This is a genomic window from Sphingomonas sp. Leaf257 (assembly GCF_001422185.1).
In the GTDB taxonomy this organism is placed as follows: domain Bacteria; phylum Pseudomonadota; class Alphaproteobacteria; order Sphingomonadales; family Sphingomonadaceae; genus Sphingomonas; species Sphingomonas yabuuchiae.
In genome coordinates, this window is record NZ_LMMH01000001.1 from 297,401 (window position 1) to 319,641 (window position 22,241).

24 protein-coding genes are annotated in these 22,241 nt (G+C 64.5%); 13 read left to right on the top strand and 11 right to left on the bottom strand.

Features of this window, described 5'->3' with window-relative positions; all coding sequences use genetic code 11:
- Positions 1-181: 181 nt before the first annotated feature.
- Both ASF14_RS01395 and ASF14_RS21975 read right to left on the bottom strand, forming a co-directional pair.
- Positions 182-1,060 carry a 3'-5' exonuclease gene (locus ASF14_RS01395; RefSeq protein WP_236696906.1) on the bottom strand — a complete coding sequence of 293 codons (879 nt, stop codon included), beginning with the start codon at positions 1,058-1,060 and terminating at the stop codon, positions 182-184.
- 26 nt (positions 1,061-1,086) lie between these two features.
- On the bottom strand, positions 1,087-1,845 hold the full coding sequence (locus ASF14_RS21975; protein ID WP_056430464.1) for a hypothetical protein: 759 nt from the start codon (positions 1,843-1,845) through the stop codon (positions 1,087-1,089).
- A 125-nt stretch (positions 1,846-1,970) separates the two neighbouring features.
- Between ASF14_RS21975 and ASF14_RS01405 the strand changes: the two genes are divergently transcribed.
- Positions 1,971-2,258 (top strand): ArsR/SmtB family transcription factor, encoded by a 288-nt coding sequence (locus ASF14_RS01405; protein ID WP_056430471.1) that lies wholly within the window; start codon positions 1,971-1,973, stop codon positions 2,256-2,258.
- 327 nt (positions 2,259-2,585) lie between these two features.
- On the top strand, positions 2,586-3,593 hold the full coding sequence (locus ASF14_RS01410; protein ID WP_056430474.1) for a hypothetical protein: 1,008 nt from the start codon (positions 2,586-2,588) through the stop codon (positions 3,591-3,593).
- Here the strand turns inward: ASF14_RS01410 and ASF14_RS01415 are convergent.
- Positions 3,573-4,637: a hypothetical protein gene (locus ASF14_RS01415; protein ID WP_056430477.1), complete on the bottom strand. Its 1,065-nt coding sequence runs from the start codon at positions 4,635-4,637 to the stop codon at positions 3,573-3,575. The two genes, ASF14_RS01410 and ASF14_RS01415, sit on opposite strands and share 21 nt — an antisense overlap.
- A gap of 84 nt (positions 4,638-4,721) precedes the next feature.
- Between ASF14_RS01415 and ASF14_RS01420 the strand changes: the two genes are divergently transcribed.
- The 6 genes from ASF14_RS01420 to ASF14_RS01455 all read left to right on the top strand — a co-directional run bounded on the left by ASF14_RS01420 (position 4,722) and on the right by ASF14_RS01455 (position 11,886).
- Positions 4,722-5,309: a hypothetical protein gene (locus ASF14_RS01420; protein WP_168371491.1), complete on the top strand. Its 588-nt coding sequence runs from the start codon at positions 4,722-4,724 to the stop codon at positions 5,307-5,309.
- 96 nt (positions 5,310-5,405) lie between these two features.
- Positions 5,406-5,855, top strand: coding sequence for a hypothetical protein (locus ASF14_RS01425; protein ID WP_056430483.1), 450 nt, complete (start codon positions 5,406-5,408; stop codon positions 5,853-5,855).
- 69 nt (positions 5,856-5,924) lie between these two features.
- Complete coding sequence (locus tag ASF14_RS01430) at positions 5,925-6,824, top strand: hypothetical protein (protein ID WP_056430486.1); 900 nt, start codon at positions 5,925-5,927, stop codon at positions 6,822-6,824.
- Positions 6,825-6,844: 20 nt separating this feature from the next.
- Positions 6,845-9,010, top strand: coding sequence for a hypothetical protein (locus ASF14_RS21195; protein WP_156360982.1), 2,166 nt, complete (start codon positions 6,845-6,847; stop codon positions 9,008-9,010).
- A 3-nt stretch (positions 9,011-9,013) separates the two neighbouring features.
- Entirely contained in the window at positions 9,014-10,006 is a 993-nt protein-coding gene (locus ASF14_RS01450; RefSeq protein ID WP_056430498.1) for an ATP-binding protein, read from the top strand.
- Positions 10,003-11,886: a helix-turn-helix domain-containing protein gene (locus ASF14_RS01455; protein ID WP_056430501.1), complete on the top strand. Its 1,884-nt coding sequence runs from the start codon at positions 10,003-10,005 to the stop codon at positions 11,884-11,886. Before ASF14_RS01450 ends, ASF14_RS01455 begins: the two co-directional genes overlap by 4 nt.
- A gap of 268 nt (positions 11,887-12,154) precedes the next feature.
- Here the strand turns inward: ASF14_RS01455 and ASF14_RS01460 are convergent, their stop codons facing one another.
- The 5 genes from ASF14_RS01460 to ASF14_RS01480 form a co-directional block, all read right to left on the bottom strand.
- Positions 12,155-12,514 (bottom strand): tetratricopeptide repeat protein, encoded by a 360-nt coding sequence (locus ASF14_RS01460; RefSeq protein ID WP_056430504.1) that lies wholly within the window; start codon positions 12,512-12,514, stop codon positions 12,155-12,157.
- A 722-nt stretch (positions 12,515-13,236) separates the two neighbouring features.
- Positions 13,237-13,662 carry an ExbD/TolR family protein gene (locus ASF14_RS01465; RefSeq protein WP_042486322.1) on the bottom strand — a complete coding sequence of 142 codons (426 nt, stop codon included), beginning with the start codon at positions 13,660-13,662 and terminating at the stop codon, positions 13,237-13,239.
- Between the two features lie 34 nt (positions 13,663-13,696).
- Complete coding sequence (locus ASF14_RS01470) at positions 13,697-14,176, bottom strand: ExbD/TolR family protein (RefSeq protein ID WP_042486325.1); 480 nt, start codon at positions 14,174-14,176, stop codon at positions 13,697-13,699.
- A gap of 100 nt (positions 14,177-14,276) precedes the next feature.
- Positions 14,277-15,071 (bottom strand): MotA/TolQ/ExbB proton channel family protein, encoded by a 795-nt coding sequence (locus ASF14_RS01475; protein WP_056430507.1) that lies wholly within the window; start codon positions 15,069-15,071, stop codon positions 14,277-14,279.
- 54 nt (positions 15,072-15,125) lie between these two features.
- Positions 15,126-15,809, bottom strand: a complete 684-nt coding sequence (locus ASF14_RS01480) for an energy transducer TonB (protein ID WP_042486331.1) — start codon at positions 15,807-15,809, stop codon at positions 15,126-15,128.
- A 215-nt stretch (positions 15,810-16,024) separates the two neighbouring features.
- Between ASF14_RS01480 and ASF14_RS01485 the strand changes: the two genes are divergently transcribed.
- The gene (locus ASF14_RS01485; RefSeq protein WP_236696887.1) at positions 16,025-16,918 is read left to right on the top strand and encodes a hypothetical protein; all 894 of its coding nucleotides are present in this window, start codon (positions 16,025-16,027) and stop codon (positions 16,916-16,918) included.
- Here the strand turns inward: ASF14_RS01485 and ASF14_RS01490 are convergent.
- Together ASF14_RS01490 and ASF14_RS01495 are read right to left on the bottom strand one after the other, a co-directional pair.
- Positions 16,894-17,181, bottom strand: a complete 288-nt coding sequence (locus ASF14_RS01490; protein ID WP_056430511.1) for a Rossmann fold domain-containing protein — start codon at positions 17,179-17,181, stop codon at positions 16,894-16,896. The two genes, ASF14_RS01485 and ASF14_RS01490, sit on opposite strands and share 25 nt — an antisense overlap.
- A gap of 5 nt (positions 17,182-17,186) precedes the next feature.
- Entirely contained in the window at positions 17,187-17,555 is a 369-nt protein-coding gene (locus ASF14_RS01495; RefSeq protein ID WP_042486371.1) for a dihydroneopterin aldolase, read from the bottom strand.
- Positions 17,556-17,666: 111 nt separating this feature from the next.
- Here ASF14_RS01495 and ASF14_RS01500 point away from each other — a divergent pair, with 111 nt between their 5' ends.
- The 4 genes from ASF14_RS01500 to ASF14_RS01515 are packed head-to-tail and all read left to right on the top strand — an operon-like array spanning position 17,667 to position 20,537.
- The gene (locus ASF14_RS01500) at positions 17,667-18,176 is read left to right on the top strand and encodes a GNAT family N-acetyltransferase (RefSeq protein ID WP_056430514.1); all 510 of its coding nucleotides are present in this window, start codon (positions 17,667-17,669) and stop codon (positions 18,174-18,176) included.
- 50 nt (positions 18,177-18,226) lie between these two features.
- Entirely contained in the window at positions 18,227-18,799 is a 573-nt protein-coding gene (locus tag ASF14_RS01505) for a DUF1285 domain-containing protein (protein WP_056430515.1), read from the top strand.
- On the top strand, positions 18,796-19,389 hold the full coding sequence (locus tag ASF14_RS01510) for a CoA pyrophosphatase (RefSeq protein WP_056430519.1): 594 nt from the start codon (positions 18,796-18,798) through the stop codon (positions 19,387-19,389). Before ASF14_RS01505 ends, ASF14_RS01510 begins: the two co-directional genes overlap by 4 nt.
- The gene (locus ASF14_RS01515) at positions 19,377-20,537 is read left to right on the top strand and encodes a CCA tRNA nucleotidyltransferase (protein ID WP_056430522.1); all 1,161 of its coding nucleotides are present in this window, start codon (positions 19,377-19,379) and stop codon (positions 20,535-20,537) included. Before ASF14_RS01510 ends, ASF14_RS01515 begins: the two co-directional genes overlap by 13 nt.
- On the opposite strand, the gene ASF14_RS01520 is transcribed toward ASF14_RS01515, so the two are convergent.
- Positions 20,528-22,198 (bottom strand): putative bifunctional diguanylate cyclase/phosphodiesterase, encoded by a 1,671-nt coding sequence (locus tag ASF14_RS01520; protein WP_236696888.1) that lies wholly within the window; start codon positions 22,196-22,198, stop codon positions 20,528-20,530. The genes ASF14_RS01515 and ASF14_RS01520 overlap by 10 nt on opposite strands.
- Between the last annotated feature and the right edge of the window lie 43 nt (positions 22,199-22,241).

Sequence of the window (22,241 nt, forward strand, 5' to 3'; positions counted from 1 at the left end):
TCGTGCTATCATCGGCTATCGTGGAGCTGGGCACACTTCTCCCATGATTAGGAGGAGTCTCATTGATCATTTCCCTCGATGTGCTCGAAGATCGCATTCCAGCTACTGCATCGTCTTCGACGAAAATGACTGCGTGCATACCCAAAGACCCTGACCCCTTCGAAGCAGCCCGCTGGGAACGTCAAGAACCGGCCGCGTAGCGTTCGATCCAAGTGACCCTACGCATCTCGGGTTTTCGCCGACCGCCATACAGCATCAGGGAAGCCCAGTCCGCCTCCTCCCTTGCGCGGTCGTCGGCGATCTGCGCCGACCAGACACGCCGTAACGCATTCCAACGGTAGCCGCGTTCCTTCAGCACTTCTCGCGCGGAGAACGGCGCGTCCTGCGCGTCGACGATCCACGTTGGCTTCCTCGCATTGCCGATCATACGTCCAGCCACCGTGCCCCCGAAGTCGTCGAGCGGATGGGATAGGAGATGCAGCAGAGCGGTGACATCGACCTCGGCGCGGTGGGCGTCGTAGAACCATCCCATCCGACCCAGCAGCGCCGACAGCGTCCGTCCCTCGTAGCCCAGCTCCCTCCAGTCGACGTCGGCCAGGGTGCAGGCCCAAGGGCGCCCGGCCGCCATCGGGAGCCGTTTTTCGAGGAAGGGTCGGTCGAACGCCGCATTGTGGCTGACGACGAAATCGGCCGTCAGAATCATGCAGCCAGCTTCTCCGTCGGCTATCGCCCGTCCGGCCACATCGGCGTCCGTAAGACCCGTGACCTTGGTGATACTTGGCGGGATCGGCTCGGACGGCTGCTCCAGCCACGTCCGCGGACGTCCGGTCTCGACGATCCGATGCTGGGCATCGAGACGGAATCTTTGGATGGCGAGTTCGATGACCTCGTGTCGTGAATGATCGAGCCCCGTGGTCTCGACGTCGATGGCCACCCCGACCAGCGAATTGCTCCTGTCGATCCGGGTCGGGCGCCGGTCCATTCGCCTGATGCGGCGAAGGACCCGATAGTCATCGTGCCGATCCAGCGCCCGCGCGATGACTTCGGGTTCGATCGGCACGCCGATCAAGTCGGAACGGGGAGCCCTCACGCGGCGAAACGCTGTTCCAGGCACACGTCGAGCCCCGCAGCCAAGGAAGAGGACGGATCCTGCGCTACCAGCAGGAGCATGTCCGCCATCGCGGGGCTGATCATGGCGGTGGCCAGCGCCGTGGTCTGGTCGAAGCCGACTTGATAATTGGCAGTCGTAGCAGCCGAAGTGCCGAAGCGATCGGCCACTCGCTCCACCAGATCGTCTTCGCGGTCGGTCACGAGCGCGCAGAAGGCGAGGAGCCGCCGGTCGCCCACTTGGGCGTCGACCCAACAGGTCAACAGCTTGAATTTTCGGGACGACGGAAACGGGATGACTACATCATCCATCCGCGGGTCATTGATGTCGCCCGTGTCGTCGTCCGAAAGAAGATCGTCGACGTAGCTTGGATCGGCATCCAGGCCAAGACCAAGACCGTGCAGGACGACGTTGCGGTTGAAGGCGTCCAGATCCTGGCACGCGTCGATCGGGCAACGGTCATCGAAGACCGTGCGGGGAGTCATCATCCACGCCGCTGGATCATGCTCCATGCCGTCCAGAGCGAAGCGCGCGCCCACTTCGGTCGCCGCGATGGAGAGGCGCAGGAGACGGCGGCAGGTCGTCACGACCACCTCGTCGTCAGCGGCGTCCGCCTCCAGCGGATCGATGTCCCACCGGCTCAAGGGGGCCTTGATCACGTCATGCCACGGCTTCGTGGTCGCCGTTTTGGACCCTACCAGATCGATCTGCTGCATCACCATCGTGACGATCTCCACCTACCGCGGGTGGTATGGACCCGCCGCCGAAAGATAGGCCTGATCAAAAATGCGTCAAGATTTCTTGTCGTATTTTTCCTTCTACGCTCGTTTGCATTTTGTAAAACGCCAAATATATCTGGCGCATGGATGATAAATCTCTTTGCTTCGGCCTTGCCGCCCTTGGTCATCCGACGAGGCTCGCTCTGTTCCGGCAGCTGGTCCGGGCGGGAGCATCAGGGCGTGGTCCGACGGCGCTCGCCGAAGACGAAGGCATGCAGCGCACCCTGGTCAGCTATCATCTGCAGCCCCTCGTGGCGGCGGGCCTAGTACGCAGCCAGAAGCACGGTCGCGATGTCGTCTACTCGATCGATAGCGACCGGCTTGCAGAGACCGCACTGGCTTTTCAGAAGGTAGCCCTCCTGCGGCCATGACGGGTTAGTCCGTCGCGCCACAGGCGTGAAATTCGGCGGCACTCGGCCCCGCATTCGGGACAGGATGCTTCATCAGACTTGGCCCCCGCCACCCGCCTAAGTGGAAAATGGCGAGGCGAAACGCGCGAATGCCTTCGCAGGTCTCGCCATCCGAGAAACGACTGCACGATCGAACCGACATCAGCGTTCCGCCGGGGACTTTGCTCGACGGTTGGGTCGGTTGGTAGGTGGTGTGATGAAGGACTGACACGTGTTCGTGACCGACGCCCCGGCGGGGCGTCCAATGTTGAAGGAGGGCGGCAGCCAATTCGGCTTGCTGGAGTAAAGATGGTGCCGTCGCCCGACCTGAGTCTCGTGGATCCGGATCGTCGGACTGAGATCGCACGTAAGATCGAAGTAGTAGAGAACTTTTTGAAAGAGCCGGGCCGACGATCTGCCGAAGCGCATGCGGCCGAACTGGGAATCGGCGTCACACAATTCTACAGACTTGTTCGCGTCTGGAGCGAGCGGAAGGCACCGGAGGCCTTGGCGGGGGCGATCCGCCGCAGAGGTGGGTATCGGCATCCGAAGGGACTCGACGACGCTCAGCTGGCCCTCGTCCGCGGAACGGAAGCTGGCATGGCGGACGAACCCATCCTCGAACGGGTTCTGAACCGAATCTACCAGCATGCGGCAACAATGGGTGCGGCATTGCCGAGTCGTCCCACCGTGAGAGCGGCCCTGGCGGCCGCCAGACGTCACCGGCTGCAGGGACTGCCCGCGGGCGCAGGCCTCGCCATCGACCATTGCGTAGTCGACATGCGCGTTCCGTGGAAGGGCACCGACACGATGCCGATCGCGACCCTACTGCTGGATCTCGAGCATCGGGCGGTGATCGGACTCGCCTTGGATCCGGTAGGTGGGACTCCGACATCAACGGCGGCGGCTTTGCTGGACGGCCTGAAGCGCATCGGCGAAACGGCAGCGAGCGATGCCAAGGCGGTTGCTCTTCCGATCGCAATCGACAGGGACGGTGACATAGGCTGGCCGGACCTGTTCGCGCGCCTGGATCGGCACGGCCTGATTCGTTCGGGACGCGATCTGAAGACCATGCCGCGCGGAACGCGCACGACAGACCTCCTCGGAAAGGATTTGAAAGACGTGCGGTTCAGACCCCGCGCCATACATACGCCGCCGGAAAAGCGTCGAGGAAGCGGTGGCGTGATCGACCTGCGGGCCGCCGAGGAACACCTCAGATCGAAACTGATCGTTATCAGCGACGATGCTCCCCTATCGCGTCTCTCGCGTTCGATGCGTCATGCTCTTTACGACGACCTATCGACGCTCATCAGATAGGTTTGGAGCAACAGGAAACGCCCGATTGAGTAAATCTATCAACGGCTTGGGATCGCCGTTCCCGATCAGACCAAGCCGCTTTAGGCGCTTCTCGATCGGCTGGTTGTGGCGTCTTACAGCCACGTCGAGAAGGACTTCGATCTCCTCCGCCGTTGGCGAGGGGGTGTTAGCGACCTGTTTCGCCGTCGGCGCACCGCTTCTGGTGCCCGCCCGCGGCCTGAGCATCAGTTTGTCGATGCGATCGCCGACCACCTCAAGGAGAGTGTTACCGAAGCGGCGCGGTCCGGTGAATGAGAGCCTGTCCTCACCCAAGATCTCGGATAGTCGAAGCCGATTCTGAAGCCACTGGTACATTTCCCCATCCTGCGGCTCCGGCATCACGACGCTGAAGGATGGCTCTTTCACATCGAGACGCAGTTCGGTCGCAACGGTCATGCCATTCCGCACCACCTTCGCCAGCGAAGGCGATGCCTCGGCAGATCCGGCACCCGCCGAGAGGATAAGGCCGCTAGCGCACTCTAGCAGAAACGCGCACGTCAGCCACGATGACCCCCGTTCACCTTTCACGATGATGTCGACACCCGACACGTCCAGAGCGAAGTTACGACCGAAGTTCGCCCGCAGGACGGAAGGACGGCTGGCAAGGGCTCTGGTCCGCTCGCGTGCGAGACGACGGGCGGTAGGTAGCGATGGTCGGTTCGTGCCGCCGTCGCCGTCCTCAGCTTCTCCGCCCTCTGCGATGTCGCTTCTCTTGGCCGGGAGGCCGAATTTCGGCCGGCGTGTCCGTGTCCCCCAAGGGGCGACCACCCTCAGACTGCGCTCGGACGTCCATCGCCGCCGCAGTTCGTAGAAGGCGGTGCGTCCCATCGGGAGCCGTCCAGCGATCGCGTTCAGATCCGCACCCTCGCGTGTCGCGGCTTCAATCGCCCGCAGGCGTTCCATCAATCGCTCTCGCTGATGCGGCGACAGGCTCGCGAGAAAAGCCTGCTCCTCGTCCGAAATACCGTCGGGCCAGAGGCGATCGATCAGTCCTGTATCATCCACGTCGCAGCCACCTTCGTGTTCGGTTGTAATTTTGTACGATTTGATATTGTGTTCGGTTATAGTCGTTCATAGATCTCGCGTACCATGAGTGATCCGACTGCATCAACACCCTCTCCCGGCGAGCCGGTGTGGCCCGTCCCCGGGTACACGATCGCCAGGATGACGGTCATATTCTCCCCGAATGCACCGTTGGAAGCCGAGGTTCCTGCTGTTCCGGCGGCCGGACGCCTGGTCCGTCTGTACGACGAGCTTTACCGGGTGCTCGCCCATGTCGATGGCCGGCTCATGATGGCGCACCTCCGCACCAATGTGATCTATCTGGTGGAAGAAGGTGCCGCTGGCGACCTGCGACTGCCGCCCTTCTCGCTCTGGATCGACCTGACCCGCTCAGGTCATGCCAAGGTGATGCCAATGGCCGAGCGCGAAGATCGATCCGAGTGCCATCCCCGCGATGTCGAGGCGGCTCGCATTTCGCTTCAGTGCGACATGCTCGACGCGGCGGATATCCCTCTGGGCACCAAATGCATGGAGATTTGGCTCCATCGCCATTGGACTCCCGATCTCGTAGCCATGCACGGACCGCACGACTCCGCCCATACGCTTCGGCGCTGGAGGCGAATGCGCAACCGCGGGACACAGCCCCGCCCATCGTCACCCGACCCTCCGGACTGACCGTCCAGAACAGCCAGATGACGTGACCTGACGACGCCGGCAGCATTGCGCATCTGCCGGAACGATGACCCGCGCCCAGCCCGGAAGGAAGCCAGAATGAGCGACGACGACATCATCACCGACACCCTCCCCGCCAATGGATCCATCGGCCACTCGGTTGGAAAATTCTTCAGCATCGACGTCCCGACGTCGTCCCTCCTCCCCATCACGCTTGCCGAGATCCCGCTGCACGACGGTGTCTCATCCATAAGGACGCTGCGCGTCGAGCGTGCGAGATTCATCAAGGCCATCGCGTGCGGTCAAGTGACCATCCTGGCCGAGCCGAAACCCGTACCGGCTGCGAGAGCGACGGTGCCCTCCCGCCCTTATCCCTTCGAAGCAAATCACAACTCGGCAGAGAAGCGCCGTACAAATTTCTGGCAACGTCGGGAGATCGTCGCGCTGTGCCGTCGCGGCCTGCTCATGACCGGTGCCCAGTACATCCGCCATCTGGCCGACCGGGTTGCCCCCACCCCGTCTGAGTCGACCGACGACGGGATCGACTGATCGCCGCGCTGATCGGTGTCATCTGGGCGGACGTCACGTCCGCTCCGCCTATGTGAAGGGAGGACGGAGATGCGCCAGTTCGTAACTGATGAATACGACGACATTCCGCCTCGCATCCGGATTCCGCACCCGTGGGAATGCCGCCGTCCACGTCCGCGGCGAGAACCGCGCTGGCTCCCGCACACCCCGGTTAACGACGCTCGGAAGCCGAAGCGCTCGATCGTCGAGCAATGGCACGATCCGCAATTACTGGCGGCCCCGGACGTCGGACAGCTGCGCATAGCGTTCAACTACGGTGGCCCCTTCGGGAAGACCGCTGGCTTCAGCGCCAAATCCAAGCGCGCGGTCTACCATGAGGGTCCCATCGAGACGGCCGCATGGGTCGAGGCCGAAGCGCTCACGTCACGTCTCGATCTCGAATTCCAACCGCTGCGCGTTATTTGGCGCCGGGATCACGGCCGCACCCGCCAAATCACACTGGATGCTGGCTTCGAGATGGAGGACCATTCCGTGGTTTTCACGGAATACAAGGGTCACCGAAGGTTCTTCGACGTGCCGGACACGGCCGACCTCCTCGACGAGGCGGAAGAAGTGCTCGTCGCCCATGGGGTCGTTCTCAGGCGCGAGGTCGCATCCGACCTCGTCGGGACCAGGCTCCACCGCACCCTCAAGGAAATTTTCGACGATCGCAACACGACGTTCGATGACGTCCGTGACGTCACGGCCGCGCGCGAGGCCATCCTCCGCGAAGGCGGCACCGCCCCCCTCGGCATCGTACTGGAGGCCTTGGGCGGTCCGAAGCGCCTGGCTCAAGCGAGGCTTCACGCGATGAGCGTACGGCGCATAGTCCGCATCGATCCGGTGCTCCCTGAGATGCCGGACACCGGGGTCGACATTCCCCCCGTGCGCGCACCTGTTCGGCTCCGCGCGTTCCTTGCGCATCACGCTCGTCGCGACGGTGACGAATGACCTTGGGCCTACCGTCCCCCATGCGGCTCGAGCACGAGGACCGTGCACTCACCTTGCTCGGCACGAGCGGTTGGACGCTTAACATAGTCGACAAAGACGGAGAGCCGGTACTGCTGCCGATCGGACCCGCAGGCCTCCTCGTGCCACCTGACATCGATTGGATGATCGCTGAGAACCGGGCGGGACGGCTGCGCGATGTCGACGATCCCCGCGCCGTTCTCGGTGGTGCCAAGGCCCAGTTTCTCGGACTGGACCGCGCCGCTTGCGTCGCGCGCGACCCGAAGTCCGCGTGGCGGCATGCTTGGGCGACGGCGGCCATCGCAGCCGGCGTTCCCCGGAGCCAACAAAGCGTCGAGGCCTTCATCAGGCAGGATCCAGCACCGGCTTCCGGTACGCGCCCGAAGTGGCGTGCCCTCATACGATGGATGGGACTGCTCCTTGCGGATCCTTATCGACGGATCGGCAATCTCGTATCCACTGCCGGCCGCGAAAGGGGGGCGTCGCAGTTGCCGACGCGCGTGGACCTGCTCGTCCACGAAAAGGCAGCCGGATTCTGGACGATGGAACGCGACGCCTTCAAGTCAGACGCCGCGGCACGTGTCGTGGCCGATTGGGACGATCTGAAGGCGTCCGGTGCCACCGACATCGGCGATGAGCCACCTTCACTCGAATGCGTGCGGAACCGTATAAACGCTCTGCAGAACCGACGGAGCTACGCAGCCCGCTACGGAGATTTCGCCGCGGAAAAATACTACGGGGCAGTTGGCGAGCCGGTCGGCGCAGAGCACGTCATGGAGCGCGTGACGCTGGACGGCGTCGTTTTCAAGCACGTCTGCACGTATTCCGACGATTGGAAAATTCCCGCCGCCCGGATGAAGGGCGTATTCGCCATGGATTGGCGCAGTACTTTCGTCTTCAAGGGATCTGTGTTCACGGGACCGTTCCGTCCCGAGGCCACCGAACGTGCACTCCTCGGTCTGATGGCGAAGCCGCAACTTACGGAAGAGGAGCTGGCGGTAGAGCCCGACCGCGCGCTTTGCTTCGGAATACCGAGCCAGCTGCATCCCGACAACGAGAAGGCCCTGCTGCCACCGTCGATGGTACCGAGCCTCGTCAACATAGTCTCCTATCTCGAACTGCCGGAGGGGTATCACAGCGACGCCAAGGCTAAGCACGAGCGCTACCACCGTTTCCTCCACGGCGCCGTTTCCCACCTCAAAGGTCGCATACTTGGTCCCGGTCCGGCCCGGGACCCTCGCTATGACCCCCTGACCAGCGCGGACGTTACCAGAGCACAGTACGTCTTCATGATAGAAGCTGCCAGGCATGCCTGGAATGAGCGACCGAAGAAGGCGCTAGGATGGCGCTCGCCCATGCAGGTGCTGCTGGAGGGTCTGGCTGTTCGCCGGTCGCGCGGCATGCCGACTGAGGAGATCGAGCGACATCTGTGTCGCACGGTACGTGTCGTGCTGACGACCAACGGGATCGAATTCGACAACCTGCGCTACCGTTGGAACGAGCGCGGTGTGGAAAGGGCGCTGAACGCCAACTTGCGACGCGTGTCCTTCGCGGATCGTCTCGAAGTCACCGGCCGCTGTGAAATGGCCGCTCGCGTATGGGATTCGGACCTGGACTACATCGACGTCTATGATCCCGAAAACCGCGAGTATCATCGCCTTTATTCGACGGACCCGGATTACTCCGCCGGTCTGACGCGCTGGGAGCACCACGAATATCAACGCATGCTGCGTTCCGGCAAGGGCGGCGGTAGCCGCCCGGTCGACCGATTGCGCGTCCGCAATCGACTGCTGCGGGATCAGGCGACCGCGATGCCCAAGATGGCCTTCCGCGCCCGGGCCGCGACGGTGGCGCTGCTGGAGCACGAGGAGATGCGGGTGGCGGCCGGCGCTCTCGGCCGGTCGAAGGCCTACGACGACCTGCTCGATGCTACTGTCCCGACCGGGCCCAGCGGCGCGGATCGCGAGGACGTACCGAGGGCACCGCCCCAGACGGCCGCCGAACGACGCGCACGACAGGACGACGACCCAGACGACGACGTCCATGCGCCCAACCGCTCGGATCCGCACTATCCAATCGGCGACCGCGGTGCCGGCATCGGCGAGGGTGATGCTGAAGGGCGCCCCACGAGCATTTGGGACGATGAGTCCGACAACGAGGAGGAGTGATGCATGGCGACCAGGAGGGATCCCTTGGGCGTTGCGCCCCAGCCCATCACCGGATCGCGGCAGGCGATGAACGGCGACGCCGATGTGCAGCGCCGGTCGTCGCTTGCGGCCCGGTTGCTCGAGGACGAGTGGATCGAACACGCTCCACAGCGAGCCGTGATCGACGAGCTCCTGCGCTACCGCAACGATACCCGAGACCGGCTCGGCCGTCCCCTCTCCGGCAGGCGCCTCAGCCAGTACTCGCAGGCGGGCAAGAGCCGGACGATGGCGCGCCTGAAGACTGAGATGGCGAAAGAGCGCGAGGAGCTGGGACTGGATCCTAACCCCTATCAGGTCGTCATCGTCGAACTCGACAGACGGATGACCCTGAAGGGCTTCTATCAGGAGGTGCTCCGCAACATGGGTGATCAGTTCTGGAACGAGAACGTCAGCGCCAAGGTACTGGAGAATCGGATCTCCGACTTCGTCCGTCGATTGGGCGTCGAATTGCTGATCGCGGATGAGGTGCAGCACCTGAAGCGCAAGGCGACCGATGCGGGCGAGGTGACCGATCGCCTCAAGGTCTTCCTCGACCGCGGCATCGTTCCGCTCGTCCTCGTCGGCGACGAGGACTCGATCCCCTTCTTCCGCGCCAACGGCAAGCTCGCTGCCCGTCTCGGCCGACCTCTCGAACTGGCCCCGCTCGATCCGAAACTCAGCAAGGGAGACGCGAGGCTCTTCAAGAAGTTCTGCGTTGGCATCGACGCCCTTCTCGTGTCGAGCGGCGTCTTCCTCCTGACATCGAATCTCGCCGAGCATGCCACGCTCGACGCGCTACTCGCCGTATCAGGGGGGCACGTCGGTCGGGTTTCGCGCCTCGTCGGAATCGCCGCTTCGGATGCGGCCTGCCGCGGTGCCGACAGGGTGGAGGCATACGACCTCAGCCGCGCAACGAGGGAGTTCGCGATCGGAGCCGGGTGGATTACCGAAGACCCCTTCTCCCGGAAGCCCGCGTGACCGATAGCTACCCCTCTCTGCGCCGCTTGCGCTTCGACTTCGAAGTGGCGGAGAACGAAAGCGTACCCGGCGCGATCGCACGGGCCATCGCGGAAAACCACCTCGTCAGGCTCAACGTAGTGCTGAGGGAGGTCGGGCTAAGCAGATACGCCGGTGCTGCTCAGCTTGCGCCAACGTCTGCTCTCGGCAGCATCGCCCACGTGCTCCGCTGTGCCCCGGAGAGGCTTACCGCACAGGCGGGACGTCGTCTCATCGAGCCCGGCGACCGTCGACTTCAGCACTTCATCGACTTCGATGGCCTTGTCGTGCCGAGCAGTCATCTCGAACTGAAGCGAAGGCGCATCGCTCCCGGCGGACTTCAGATCGCGAACTATCATCGTCAGAATTGGATGCTGTCGGTGTTACCCTACTGCCCCGAGACGCTCGAACGAATCATAGACGAATGTCCTGGATGCGGCGCGGCCCTCGGTTGGATCCAAAGTGCTGGCATCGATCGCTGCGAACATTGCCTTGAGGTCGTCCCACCGAGCGAACTTCCTGCACTTCTCCCCGAACTTGCCGACGACTATCGCCTGTTCGCCTCACTCCTATCGATGCAACCCGCGGAACGTACGAACGCCATCCTATCAATGCCAACGCGCCTGCGAGACATGTCGTCTGGAGCGCTGGCCCGCTTCGCCATGCGATGCGGTTTGGATTGTAGCGACGAACAAGGAAAGCGCGCTTGGCAAACGCGTGCCGGACGTCTTCCCGCCGAACAACTCGCTCGAACAGCTTGCCGCGGAATTGAACTCCTGCGAAGCTGGCCGCATGGCATAACGGCGTGGGCAGAGGAGCAGATTGAACGCTCCTCCGAAGAAGACATCGGCCGCCGCAATTTGCGACGGAGGATTCAGCGCATCGCCTGGGGGGATTCTAGATTCGAGGATCAACGCGATCTCGTCCAAGAGGCATTCCCGCGTTTCGAACCGCCCCGGGTGGGAACGGCTGGTGGCGACCAGCGCTTCTATACGGGTAAAGAAGCAGACCGCATTTTGCCTGGGTTTCGCTCCGCTGCCGTTGCGCTTCGAACGCTTGGCATCGTCGAAGGGCTGATCGTCGCATCGCACGGCATCATGGAATCTTACATCTATCCTGCCGCCAAGATCGATGCCGCCGCGGTATGCTGGGCTGACGCGATGCCGGTTAGCACCATCGCTGGCCGACTCCGGCTTCCGTTCTACGCAGTCGAGCAGCTGATCGGAGCGCGTCTGCTAGCCCGTCACGAAGATGCTGTCCTCGCCGTCCTGATGCGAAGACCGCAGGCAATCGCCTCGATCTTCAACGAGTTCGTCAGCCGTCTTGACCGCCGGGCAGCCCGGCGTACCGTTCCTAAAAGCGCCGTGCCTATCGGACAGGAAAGTCGCCGCATAGGGGGCGGACCAAAGCCGTGGTCCGACATTTTCCAGGAACTGCTCAATGGCCGCATACGGTTCTGGTTGAACGGCAACGTGGATGTTGACCATCTGCTTGTAGAGAGAGGAAGTCTGGATGCCTTCGTCGCCCTGCCCCTGACAGCTAATTCGCCAGACCATCGCTCATTCGTCGACGAGATGTCGACCAGTGACGCAGCTGAATTGCTCAACGTCATACCGAGTCACGTCGTACGGCTGGCATCAGCGGGTGTCCTGATCCGCTCTACTGGCCTGCGTGCGATGACTATCCCGAGGATCGAGGTCGAACGCTTGGCGCGAGAGCGAGTTTCTCCTGCTGAGATCGCGCGACGCGCGCGCACATCGCCCGAGCACGTAAACAACAGGCTTAAAGCGGAGGGCTTCAACAACCTTCACGGTCTTTGGCAGAGGTCAGAGGCGGTCGATGCCGTGTTTCAAATTCGATAATCGGGGAAACCATGCCCATTGAGCTAAGGTGACGGGCTTGATAGCGATACCCATGTCAGCGGTGCTCAACGGATCGATGATTCTACGAACCTACAATGTCATTTCAAGGTTGTGCCAACGGTAACAGCGCGAGCCGCCCGAAGATGGTTCCTGTCAGCTCTTAGGCGGGAATTTAGTAAGAGGCGGGCTGTCGCGGTATCCTATCGGTCCGCGCCACGCCGGTCGGGCATGTCCAGACGCCTCGGCATCCGGACGTGCCCTTATCGATTTACCGCGAGGCGATCGTCTGCGGCAGATGGCGCAGACCCGTGCGGGCCACGGTGTGCGACGACAGGATCGCGCCCGACGGCATATCCATCGCAATAGCCTTTTCCTGCAGCACCGCGTCATACAGCGCGCGCGCATCGGCGGCGCGGCCGGTCTTGGCATAGACCGCGGCCAGGTTGAGCATCAGCTCCGGACTGTTCGGATCGGTGCGACGTTCCTCGAGAAGCGTCCGCTCTGCGGCGGTGAAATTGCCCGCCGCGATTTCCTGAAACCCCGTGCGCTGCGGCCATGAGTCCTGGGCCATGGCCGGGGCTGCCACGCCCGCCGCCGCCACAAGCAACACCGAAAACATTCCACGCATATCTCATCTCCTATGTTTCACTTTTGTGACTTGAGAGTGTCACTTTTGTGAAACGTGCGCAAGCGGGGAAAGATGCGCAATTTTGGGGCGATGGAAGTGGGTGGGAGGTCGCATTTTGGGAGGCGGAGCGTTTGCCTCGAGTGGGGGCGATGGTCGCCCGTTGCGTTTGATGTGCCTGGCTATGTGCGGGTTCAGGACAAAACGGGCTGGTTTGTAAGGACGCCTCGGCGACCCGCCCGTCTGGCGATGATCATGCATTGCGAATGAGGGGGTACCGGGGGGCTTGGCCGTAGACTTGCTCAGGCTGAGCGTAAGTAGGGTACGATCCTATCAACCATGCAATGGGGTGGGGCACAGGCTTAGGCTTCGATGGCAAAGCCTTAAGTCAATGTGAGCCCCTCCCCTTCAGGGGAGGGGTTGGGGTGGGGCCTTTCCACGAACGCCTCGCTCGCGGGAGCGCCCCACCCCTGCCCCTCCCCTGAAGGGGAGGGGTGGGTCTAACTCACGTCATCCCGCTTAGGGCTCAGGCTCAGGCTCGGGCTTGGGCTTGGGCTTGGGCTTGGGCGTGGGCTTAACATCAGCCACAGGCCCACCCTCCGTCCAGCCTGAGCGCAGTAGATGGCCACGGGACACCATCACCATGCCCCCCCACCTCACCACAAACGAAAAAGGGCGGCCTCCGGAGAGACCGCCCCATTTCATCACCGACCTGATCGAAAGGATCAGAAGTCGTTGCGATACTGCTCGTTGCCGATGAAGCCGAGCTTCGTCACCGCCGAACGCTTGATCACGGCCAGGGTCTCGTCGACCTTGGCGTACTTGGCGTCGGGGGCCGGCTGGAAGTGCAGTTCCGGTTCCGGGTTCATCGCGGCGCTCTGGTCCAGGAACTGGCGCAGCGTCACCTCGTCGACCGGGGCACCGTTCCAGGTGACCGTGCCGGCAGCGTCGATACCGATCTTGTTCTTATCGGTGTTCACGACGGTCTGCGGCGTGTTCGAGTTGACCGGCAGGTCGACCTTCACCGCGTGAGTCTGGATCGGGATGGTGATGATGAACATGATGAGGAGCACGAGCATGACGTCGATCAACGGCGTCGTGTTCATGTCCATCATGGGCTCGCCATCATCAGATCCGGCGCTCATTGCCATGGCGTGCTAACTCCTATTCTGTCCGCCCGGCCGATCAGGCGCGGGGGTTGCCGCCGGGGGGCGGCTCGGAGATGAAGCCGACCCGGGCGAAACCGGCCTGCTGCATCGTGAAGATGGTGCCGCCGATGCACCGGTACGGCGTGTTCACGTCGCCACGGATATGCGCTTCGGGCAGCTGGTCGGGCGTGATGTTACCCACACCGCCCAGCCGTTCGACCTCGGCCTTCAGCTTTTCGACCGCGCGGGTGCGCAGTTCGTCCGAGCTGACCGGGGTCAGGTTCCAGTACACCTTGCACTGGCCATTCTCGCTGGTGACCGAGAGCGACACGTTTTCCGGCTTCGTCGTGGTCGGATCGAAGCGGACGTTCGGCAGCTTCAGCGGAACGGTCTGAATCACGACCGGAACCGCGATCAGGAAGATGATGAGGAGCACCAGCATGACGTCCACGAGGGGCGTCGTGTTGATCTCCGACATCGGTTTCTCGGCGGAGTCACCGCCAACGCTCATCGCCATGAGAGAGCTATCCTATCCATGCATTCTTGCGCCGCCCCGAAATGGACGGCGGGGGGTGGCGGAGCGACGGTCCGAAAACCGCCGCCCCGCCCCCTTAAGCTCAGGCGCGGGTCTGAACGCCACCGGCCTGACCGGCGGTGGTGGTGCCAGCCGGAGCCTTGACGGCGGCCGGCTTGGCCGCACCGGCAACCGCCGGACGAACCGCACCGTTCGAGGCCAGGAAGCCCAGCACGTCGTTCGAGAACGACGACAGGTCTTCCGCGATGCCCTTGTTACGACGCTGCAGCCAGTTGAAGGCGAGCACCGCCGGAACGGCGACGACGAGACCCAGAGCGGTCATGATGAGCGCTTCACCGACCGGACCGGCCACGGCGTCGATCGAGGCCTGGCCCGACGAGCCGATCTTGATGAGCGCGCGGTAGATACCGATAACCGTACCGAACAGACCGATGAACGGCGCGGTCGCACCGACGGTCGCGAGGAAGGCGAGACCGCCGCCCAGCTTCGAGTTGATCGCGGCTTCCGAACGCGCCAGCGAGCCGTGCAGCCAGTCATGCGCTTCGACCGGATCGGTCAGCTTCGAGTGCTGGTCCTGCGCGGCCAGACCGTCGTCGACGATCTGCTTGTAGGCCGAGTTCTTCTCGAGCTTGGCCGAGCCCTCGCGCAGCGAGTTCGCCGACCAGAAGCCCTGACGGACGCGCTTCGCCTGGTTGATGATCTTCTGCTGCTCGAACAGCTTCGAGAACAGGATGTAGAACGACACGATCGACATCAAGCAGAGGATGGTGAACACCGACTGCGAGATGAGGCCGCCTTCCTTGAGAGCCTGGCCGAGACCGTAGGGGTTTTCGGCACCGGCCGCGGCGCCGCCCGCGGCGAGGATGGTGGTGAGCATGGTTGGTTAGGTCCTCTGACTAAAGCGTTAAATTTTTAAAGGTGGCCTGAGCCGTTATTCCTGCGGCAGCTGCCAGCGTACCGGAAGCGTGTAGGACGACGTGATCGCGTTGCCGTTCTGGTCGAGCGCGGGCGAGAAGCGCACGCGCGCCTTCGCGATCCGGCACGTCGTATCGTCGAGCGCACGATTGTTGCTGCTCGTCGTCACGACGCAATCGGTGACGCGTCCGTCGGTACCGACCGTCAGCTTGGCGACCACGCGACCTTCCGCGCCTTCGCGCTGGGCCGAAGGCGGATAAGCGTCGGGACCGAAGAACTGGCCCGGATTGCCCTTCAGGCCAGCAGCCTTCGACACCGCAGGCGGGGCCGGCGGGGCGGGCGGCGACGGCGGCGCAGGCGGGGCCGGCGGCGCAGTGGGCTGGCTCAGCGGAATCACGGTCGTCGTCGCGATCGTCGGCGCCTGGGTCGGCACGTTGACGATCGGCGGCGGCGTCACAACCGTCGTCGGCGGCGGCGGAACATTGGGCTGTTCCGGCGGCGGCGGGGGCGGCGGTTCCTCCGGCGGGGGTGGGGGTGGCGGCTCTTGCACGTCGAACGTGTTGAGCTTTTCGGTCGCCTTCTTCACGTACTGGTAAGCCAGCCCCGTGACGAAGGCATAGCCCAGAGCAGCATGGATGAGCACGACGATAACGATCGCGACCACCTTGCCCCCGGACATCTTCTGGTCAGTATAGGCCATTCAGCAACGAAACTCCTCAGTCTGCCAGTTTCGCCTCGCCGTAGCGTGGGGACGTGGGAAACTCCTGCCATGCTCTTTCGGCATGCGGCAGAGCCTTGGACCCTATCGTGACGGCTGGCGCGGTGCAATCAGTTTGTCGGACGTAATAAACGTACAACCTGCGCATGACGAAATTATTTCTGTACCGTTAATGAGCAAAGGAGTAGCGCGAAGCTATGAATCCCCTGTCCCACGCCATTCGCGCTGGCGCTTTGACGCTGTCGATTCCCCTGTTCGCCGCCGCCCTGCCCGCCCAGATGGCGACCGCGCCGTCGGCCCGGCCGGGTGATTCGATGTTAGCGCAAACAGGACCGGGCTATGCCGACCTCGCCGACCTGGTGCTGTCGGCCCCGGTCATCGCCGATGCCACCATCCGATCGGCGACCGCGATCAAGGGCGCGGAGGCCGCCGGGGTCGCTCCGGGCCATCAGCGTTTCTATATAGAGGCCGATATCGGCACACTGATCCGCGGCGCGGGCGGCCTGCCCGCACGGGTCGGCTATCTGTTCGACGCCGCCACCGATGCGCGGGGCCGTGCGCCGAAGCTCAAGAAGATGCGGGTGCTGATCTATGCCCGCCGGGTGCCCAATGCCGCCGACCAGCTTCAACTCGTCGCACCCGATGCGCAGCTGCCCTGGACGCCCGATACCGAGCAACGCAGCCGGACCATCGTCCGCGACGCTTTGTCCACCGACGCGCCGCCGGTCATCACCGGCGTCGGCAATGCCTTTTACGTGCCCGGCAGCCTGCCCGGCGAAGGCGAGACGCAAATTTTCCTGACGACCGCCAACAACCGGCCCGTCTCGCTATCCGTACTGCGTCGCCCCGGCGAGGAGCGGCGCTATGCCGTGGCGCTGAGCGAGATCGTCGACGAATCCGCCGCGCCCCCGGCGCGCGACACGCTGCTCTGGTATCGGCTGGCCTGCGCGCTGCCGGAATCGCTGCCCGATCGCAGCACCGCCTCGCTGGGGCCGGAAAATGCCCAGGCCGCGCGCGAGGATTATCGGTTCATCTTGCAGAAGCTCGGCCCGTGCGGGCGCGAGCGTCAGATGCCGACGGTCAGCGACTGACCCGTGACCGCGTGCGCGGCGGCAAGATAATCGACCGCCGCGGCGACCGCTTCGTCCGCCGCCCCCTCGGCCGGGATTACCGCGTTGATCCGTGCGCCCGGCGCCGCCGCGATGGCAAGCGGGGCGATCGCCGCCTCGACCATCGCCTGTGATAGCGCGTCGCGACCGGGACGGATCACCAGCACCAGATCCTCGCCAGGATACCCGGCGACGACGCCCGCGATATCGGCGTCGGGCGCCAGATCGACTCGTCGCGCCGTCATGTGGCTCAACGCCGGTGGCGGACCAGGGTGATGCCGATCGCCTCGCCATCCTCGGCGATGGCCAACTTCACGATCTTCACCTGCACGCGGCGGACCCGCTTGTCCTGAAGGAACAGCGTGTCGCAGATATGGTCGGCAACCCCTTCGATCAGTGTGAAATGCACGCCTTCGGGCAACTGGGTCGCGGCATGTTTCAGGTCGAGATAGTTTTTGGACTCGGTCAGCGGGCTGTCGGGCGTGTAGCGCGCCGGACAGTCGAGATCGACGGTCAGCGAGATGCGCAGCGGCTGCGGCAGGTGCGTTTCCTCGGAGTAGATGCCGGTCAGCACCTGGACTTCGAGGTCGTGGACTTCGAGCTGGAGACGGTCTTCCATTCCTGCGCCTGTAGCAGAGCGCACGCCGAAGGAAAGCTTGCATCCCCCCGCCGTCGCGCTAAGGGCGCGCGTCCCCCTCCCCGTACCACCGGACTTCGCCCCTTGCCTGTGATGACCGCCCTTGTCCCGCTCGACGCGGTCGCACCCGAGGCGGTCGAGGCACTGCTGGACCGCGCCTTTCCGCCCGGACGGCAGGCGCGCACCGCCTATAAGGTGCGGGGCAGCGTCCGGCCGATCGCCTCGCTGTGCTTCGCCGCGGTCGAGGAGGATCGGCTGATCGGGTCGATCCAGTGCTGGCCGGTCGCGCTGACCCAAGACGATGGTCGCGTGCATCCGATGGTGATGGTCGGTCCGGTCGCGGTCGATCCGGATCGCCAGCAGGGCGGGATCGGGCGCGAATTGCTGCATCACATGCTGGACGCGGCGGCGGCACAGGGGCTGGACCGCGCGATGATGCTGATCGGCGACCCGGAATATTATGGCCGCTTCTTCGGTTTCTCCGCCGAGCACACCGCCGATTGGCGACTGCCCGGCCCGGTCGAGCGGCACCGGCTGCTGGCGCGCGGACCGGATGTGCCGACGCTTGCGGGCATACTCGGCCCCGATCCGGGGCAGGTCTGAATCGCGCAGGCCTTTACCTGCCCGCCCCGCATCCCTAACTCGGGTCTATCATGCCGATGGCACCGCCCCCCGATCTGTCCGCGCTGAGCCTGGCCGAAATCGTCCAGGCGATGGAGGCGCAGAAGCTGCCCCCCGTCTCGCAATGGCATCCCAGCCATTGCGGCGACAGCGAGATGCGGATCGCGCGCGACGGCACCTGGTACCATCAGGGTAGCCCGATCACCCGGCCCGCCATGGTGCGCCTGTTCTCCACCATCTTGCGGCGGGAGCCCGATGGCCGTCACGTGCTGGTCACGCCGGTCGAAAAGCTCGACATCGCGGTCGAGGACGCACCCTTCGTCGTCACCGCGCTGAAGGCCGAAGGACAGGGTGAAAACGGTCGCCTGGTATTCCAGCTCAACACCGGCGAACTGGTCGCGGCGGGGCCGCACCATGGCCTGCGCTTCGTGGAGGGCGAGGACGGCCCCCGCCCCTATGTGCATGTCCGGGACGGGCTGGAGGCGCTCATCGCGCGGCCGGTCTATTACGAACTGGCCGAACGCGCGCTGGCGGGCGAGGGCGAAGCGCCCGGCGTGTGGAGCGACGGCGTCTTTTTTCCCCTGACGGCGTCGCCCGCCGCATGACGCTGGCCGAAAGGCTGGCAGCGGCGATGGCGCGGATACCGGCGACCGACCTGCTGACCGGCGACGGCGTCGAGCCGCATGAGATCATGGCGACGCCCACCGCCGCCGCCGTGCTCGTGCCCGTGACCGATCGCGCCGAGCCGGGCGTGCTGCTGACCCAGCGGACCGAGACGCTCCGCAACCATGCCGGGCAGATCGCCTTTCCGGGCGGCCGCGCCGATCCCGGCGACGTGGATCTGGTCGCGACCGCGTTGCGCGAAGCCGAGGAGGAGATCGGGCTTTCGCCCGCCACCGTCACGGTCGTCGGGCTGGCCGATCGCTATCGCACCGTCACCGGGTTCGAGGTGACGCCGATCGTCGGCGTCATCCCGCCCGATCTGACACTGACCCCCGCCGAGGCGGAAGTGGCGGACCTGTTCGAGGTGCCGCTGTCCTTCCTGCTCGATCCTGCCCATCACCACCGGGTCAGCGCGCCGTGGCGCGGTCGCACCCGCCATTTCTATGAGATTCTATGGAACGACCGGCGCATCTGGGGCGCGACTGCCGCGATGATCGTCAACCTGTCGCGGCGGATGCAATGGGCGGCATGACGCCCGGCACCGCACCCTGGGCCGACCGACCCGCATTGATCGCGCTGGCCGAGCGGCTGGAGGCGCGGTTCGTCGGTGGGGCGGTGCGCGACATGCTGCTGGGCCTGGCCGTTGCCGATATCGATCTGGCGACGCCGCTGTCGCCCGAAACCGTTATCGACCGGGTGCGCGACAGCGGGTTCAAGCCGGTGCCGACCGGCATCGCGCATGGCACGATCACCGCCGTGCTGCCCGAGGGCCCGGTCGAGGTCACGACGCTACGGCGCGACGTGTCGACCGATGGCCGCCATGCCGTGGTCGCCTTCACCGATGACTGGCGCGAGGATGCGGCGCGGCGCGACTTCACGATGAACGCGCTCTATGCCGATCCCGCGACCGGCGAATTGTTCGACTATTTCGGCGGTCTGGATGACCTGAAGGCCAGGCGGGTGCGCTTCATCGGCGATCCGTTGCAGCGGATCGCGGAGGATCATCTGCGCATCCTGCGCTTCTTCCGCTTCCATGCGCGCTTCGGCCAGGCGGTCGACGAGGCCGGGCTGGCCGCCTGTGCCGCGCGCGCCAACGACCTTATGGCATTGTCGCGCGAACGGATCGCGGCGGAGTTGCTGAAACTGCTGGTCGCCGCCCGCGCCGTGCCGGTGGTCGCGCTGATGGTCGAGCATGGCATCTTCCGCGCGGTCATCCCCGAGATCGATGCAGAGGGCGTGAAACGGCTGACCCGGCTGGCCGAGCGCGAAGACGCAGCGGGAATCGCGCCCGACGCGATCCGGCGACTCGCCGCCCTGCTACCTCCGCCAGCCGCCGAGAATGTCGGGGCGCGGCTGAAACTGTCCAATAGCGACCGCAAGCGGCTGATCGCCGCGACCGCCGGATCGGGCGACGAGGGACCGCGGGCGCTGGCCTATCGCGCGGGGCTGGTGAGCGCGATCGACCGGCTGTTGCTGGCGGGCGAATCGATCGAGCCGATTCGCGACTGGACGCCCCCTGCCCTGCCACTGACCGGTGGTGCACTGGTCGAACGCGGGATCGGCAAGGGGCCGGAGGTGGCGCGGCTGCTCCGCCGGATCGAGACTCAGTGGATCGCCGAAGGCTTTCCGGATGCCGAACGAGTCGGCCGCATCGCCGACGAGGCGGTGGCTCAGGCCTGATCGGCGATCATCGCCCAGGCGGCATCGGGATCGAGCGGGCGGGCATAATAATAGCCCTGTCCATGGCTGCACCCCAGGGCGGCCAGCGTCTGCCCGAGTTCGACCGCCTCGATCCCCTCGGCGGTGGTCTTCATGCCCAAGGCCTGCGCCAGGCCCAGGATCGCGCGGACGATCGCGATCTTGTCGCGGTCGGCCAGCATGCCGGAGACGAAGCTGCGGTCGATCTTCAATATGTCGATCGGCAGTTTCTGGAGATAGGCCAGGCTGGAATAACCGGTGCCGAAATCGTCCATCGCGATGGTGGGGCCCAGTTTCTTCAGCGCATTCATGATCGCGCTGACCCGGTCGGGATCACCCACGATCGCGCTTTCGGTCAGTTCCAGGATCAGCCGCTCGCCCGCGACGCCAGCCCTGGCCAGCGCCGATTCGATCAGTGCGGGAATGTCGTCGCGCTGCAACTGGATCGCCGAGACGTTGACCGACATGCGCACGCCGCAGTCCCCGCCCGCCCGCCGGTCCCAGTCCGCCAGTTGGAGCAGCGCCTGGTTCGCGGCCCAGCGACCGAGCGGCACGATCAGCCCCGATTCTTCCGCCACGGGGATGAAATCGGCCGGCGAATGATCACGCCCCTCGGCATCGCGCCACCGGGCCAGCGCCTCGAACGCGACGATGCGGCCGGTGCTCAGATCGCAGATCGGCTGATAGGCGAGGTGCAGTTCCTCCTGCTCGATCGCGCGGCGCAACGCGGTCTCCATGGCGAACTGGGCGCGCGCGATGGTGAAGGCCTGGGGATGATAGACCTCGGTCCGCCCCGCCGCCTTGGCATGCTTGACCGCAAACTGGGCGTGCCGGATCAGCTCCTCGGCGTCCTCGTCCAGCCCTTGGTTGAAGGCGATGCCGACCGAGGCCTCGACATTGACCTCATAGTCGGTCAGCCGGAACGGCGAACGCAGGGCCCGGTCGATCCGTTCGGCAAGGATATGCGCCTCATCCTCGGTGCCGTCGATCAACATCAGGATGCCGAACTCGTTACCGCCGATCCGCCCGATCGAGTCGCGGGACCGCAGGGCTCCCTTCAGGCGGCGTGCCACGGTGATCAGAAGTTCATCGCCGACCAGCGAGCCCATACAGGCGTTCAACCGACCGAACCGGTTCAGATCGATCACCAGCACCGCATGGCGCTGGCCGTTGGCCACCATCGCCTCGATCAGGTCGCCGAAACCCTGTCGGTTGGGCAGCCCGGTCAGGCTGTCGGTCATCATTTCGCGACGCAGGCTGCGTTCGGTGTGGTGCTGTGCCGTATGATCGACCAGCATCAGCACATAGCCTTCGCCATCCCCTTCGGCGGCGTGGGTCAGGGTCGCCTGGAAATAGCGGCAGTCGATGACCTCGCCCACGGCCAGCGGAAACTCGATCGAGGCCTGGTTCGACGCCAGGAACCCGTCGATTCGCTTGGCCACCTCGGCCAGCAGGCCAGCCTGGGTCCGCGAGTCGTTCAGTGCGGCGCGGCGATAGGCATCGTTGCTGGCGGCCACGACCGGCACGCCCTTCTCGATCAGGATTTCGGCCGCCGGAATTGCCATGATGCTGATCGCGCACGACGTCAGCGACCCGAAATTCCGGTTCGAAGAGCGTTGCAGCGGATGAGCGATCGTTGCCATCACTCATCCGCGTAACCCGCGAACGTTAAGAGCGCCTAAAATT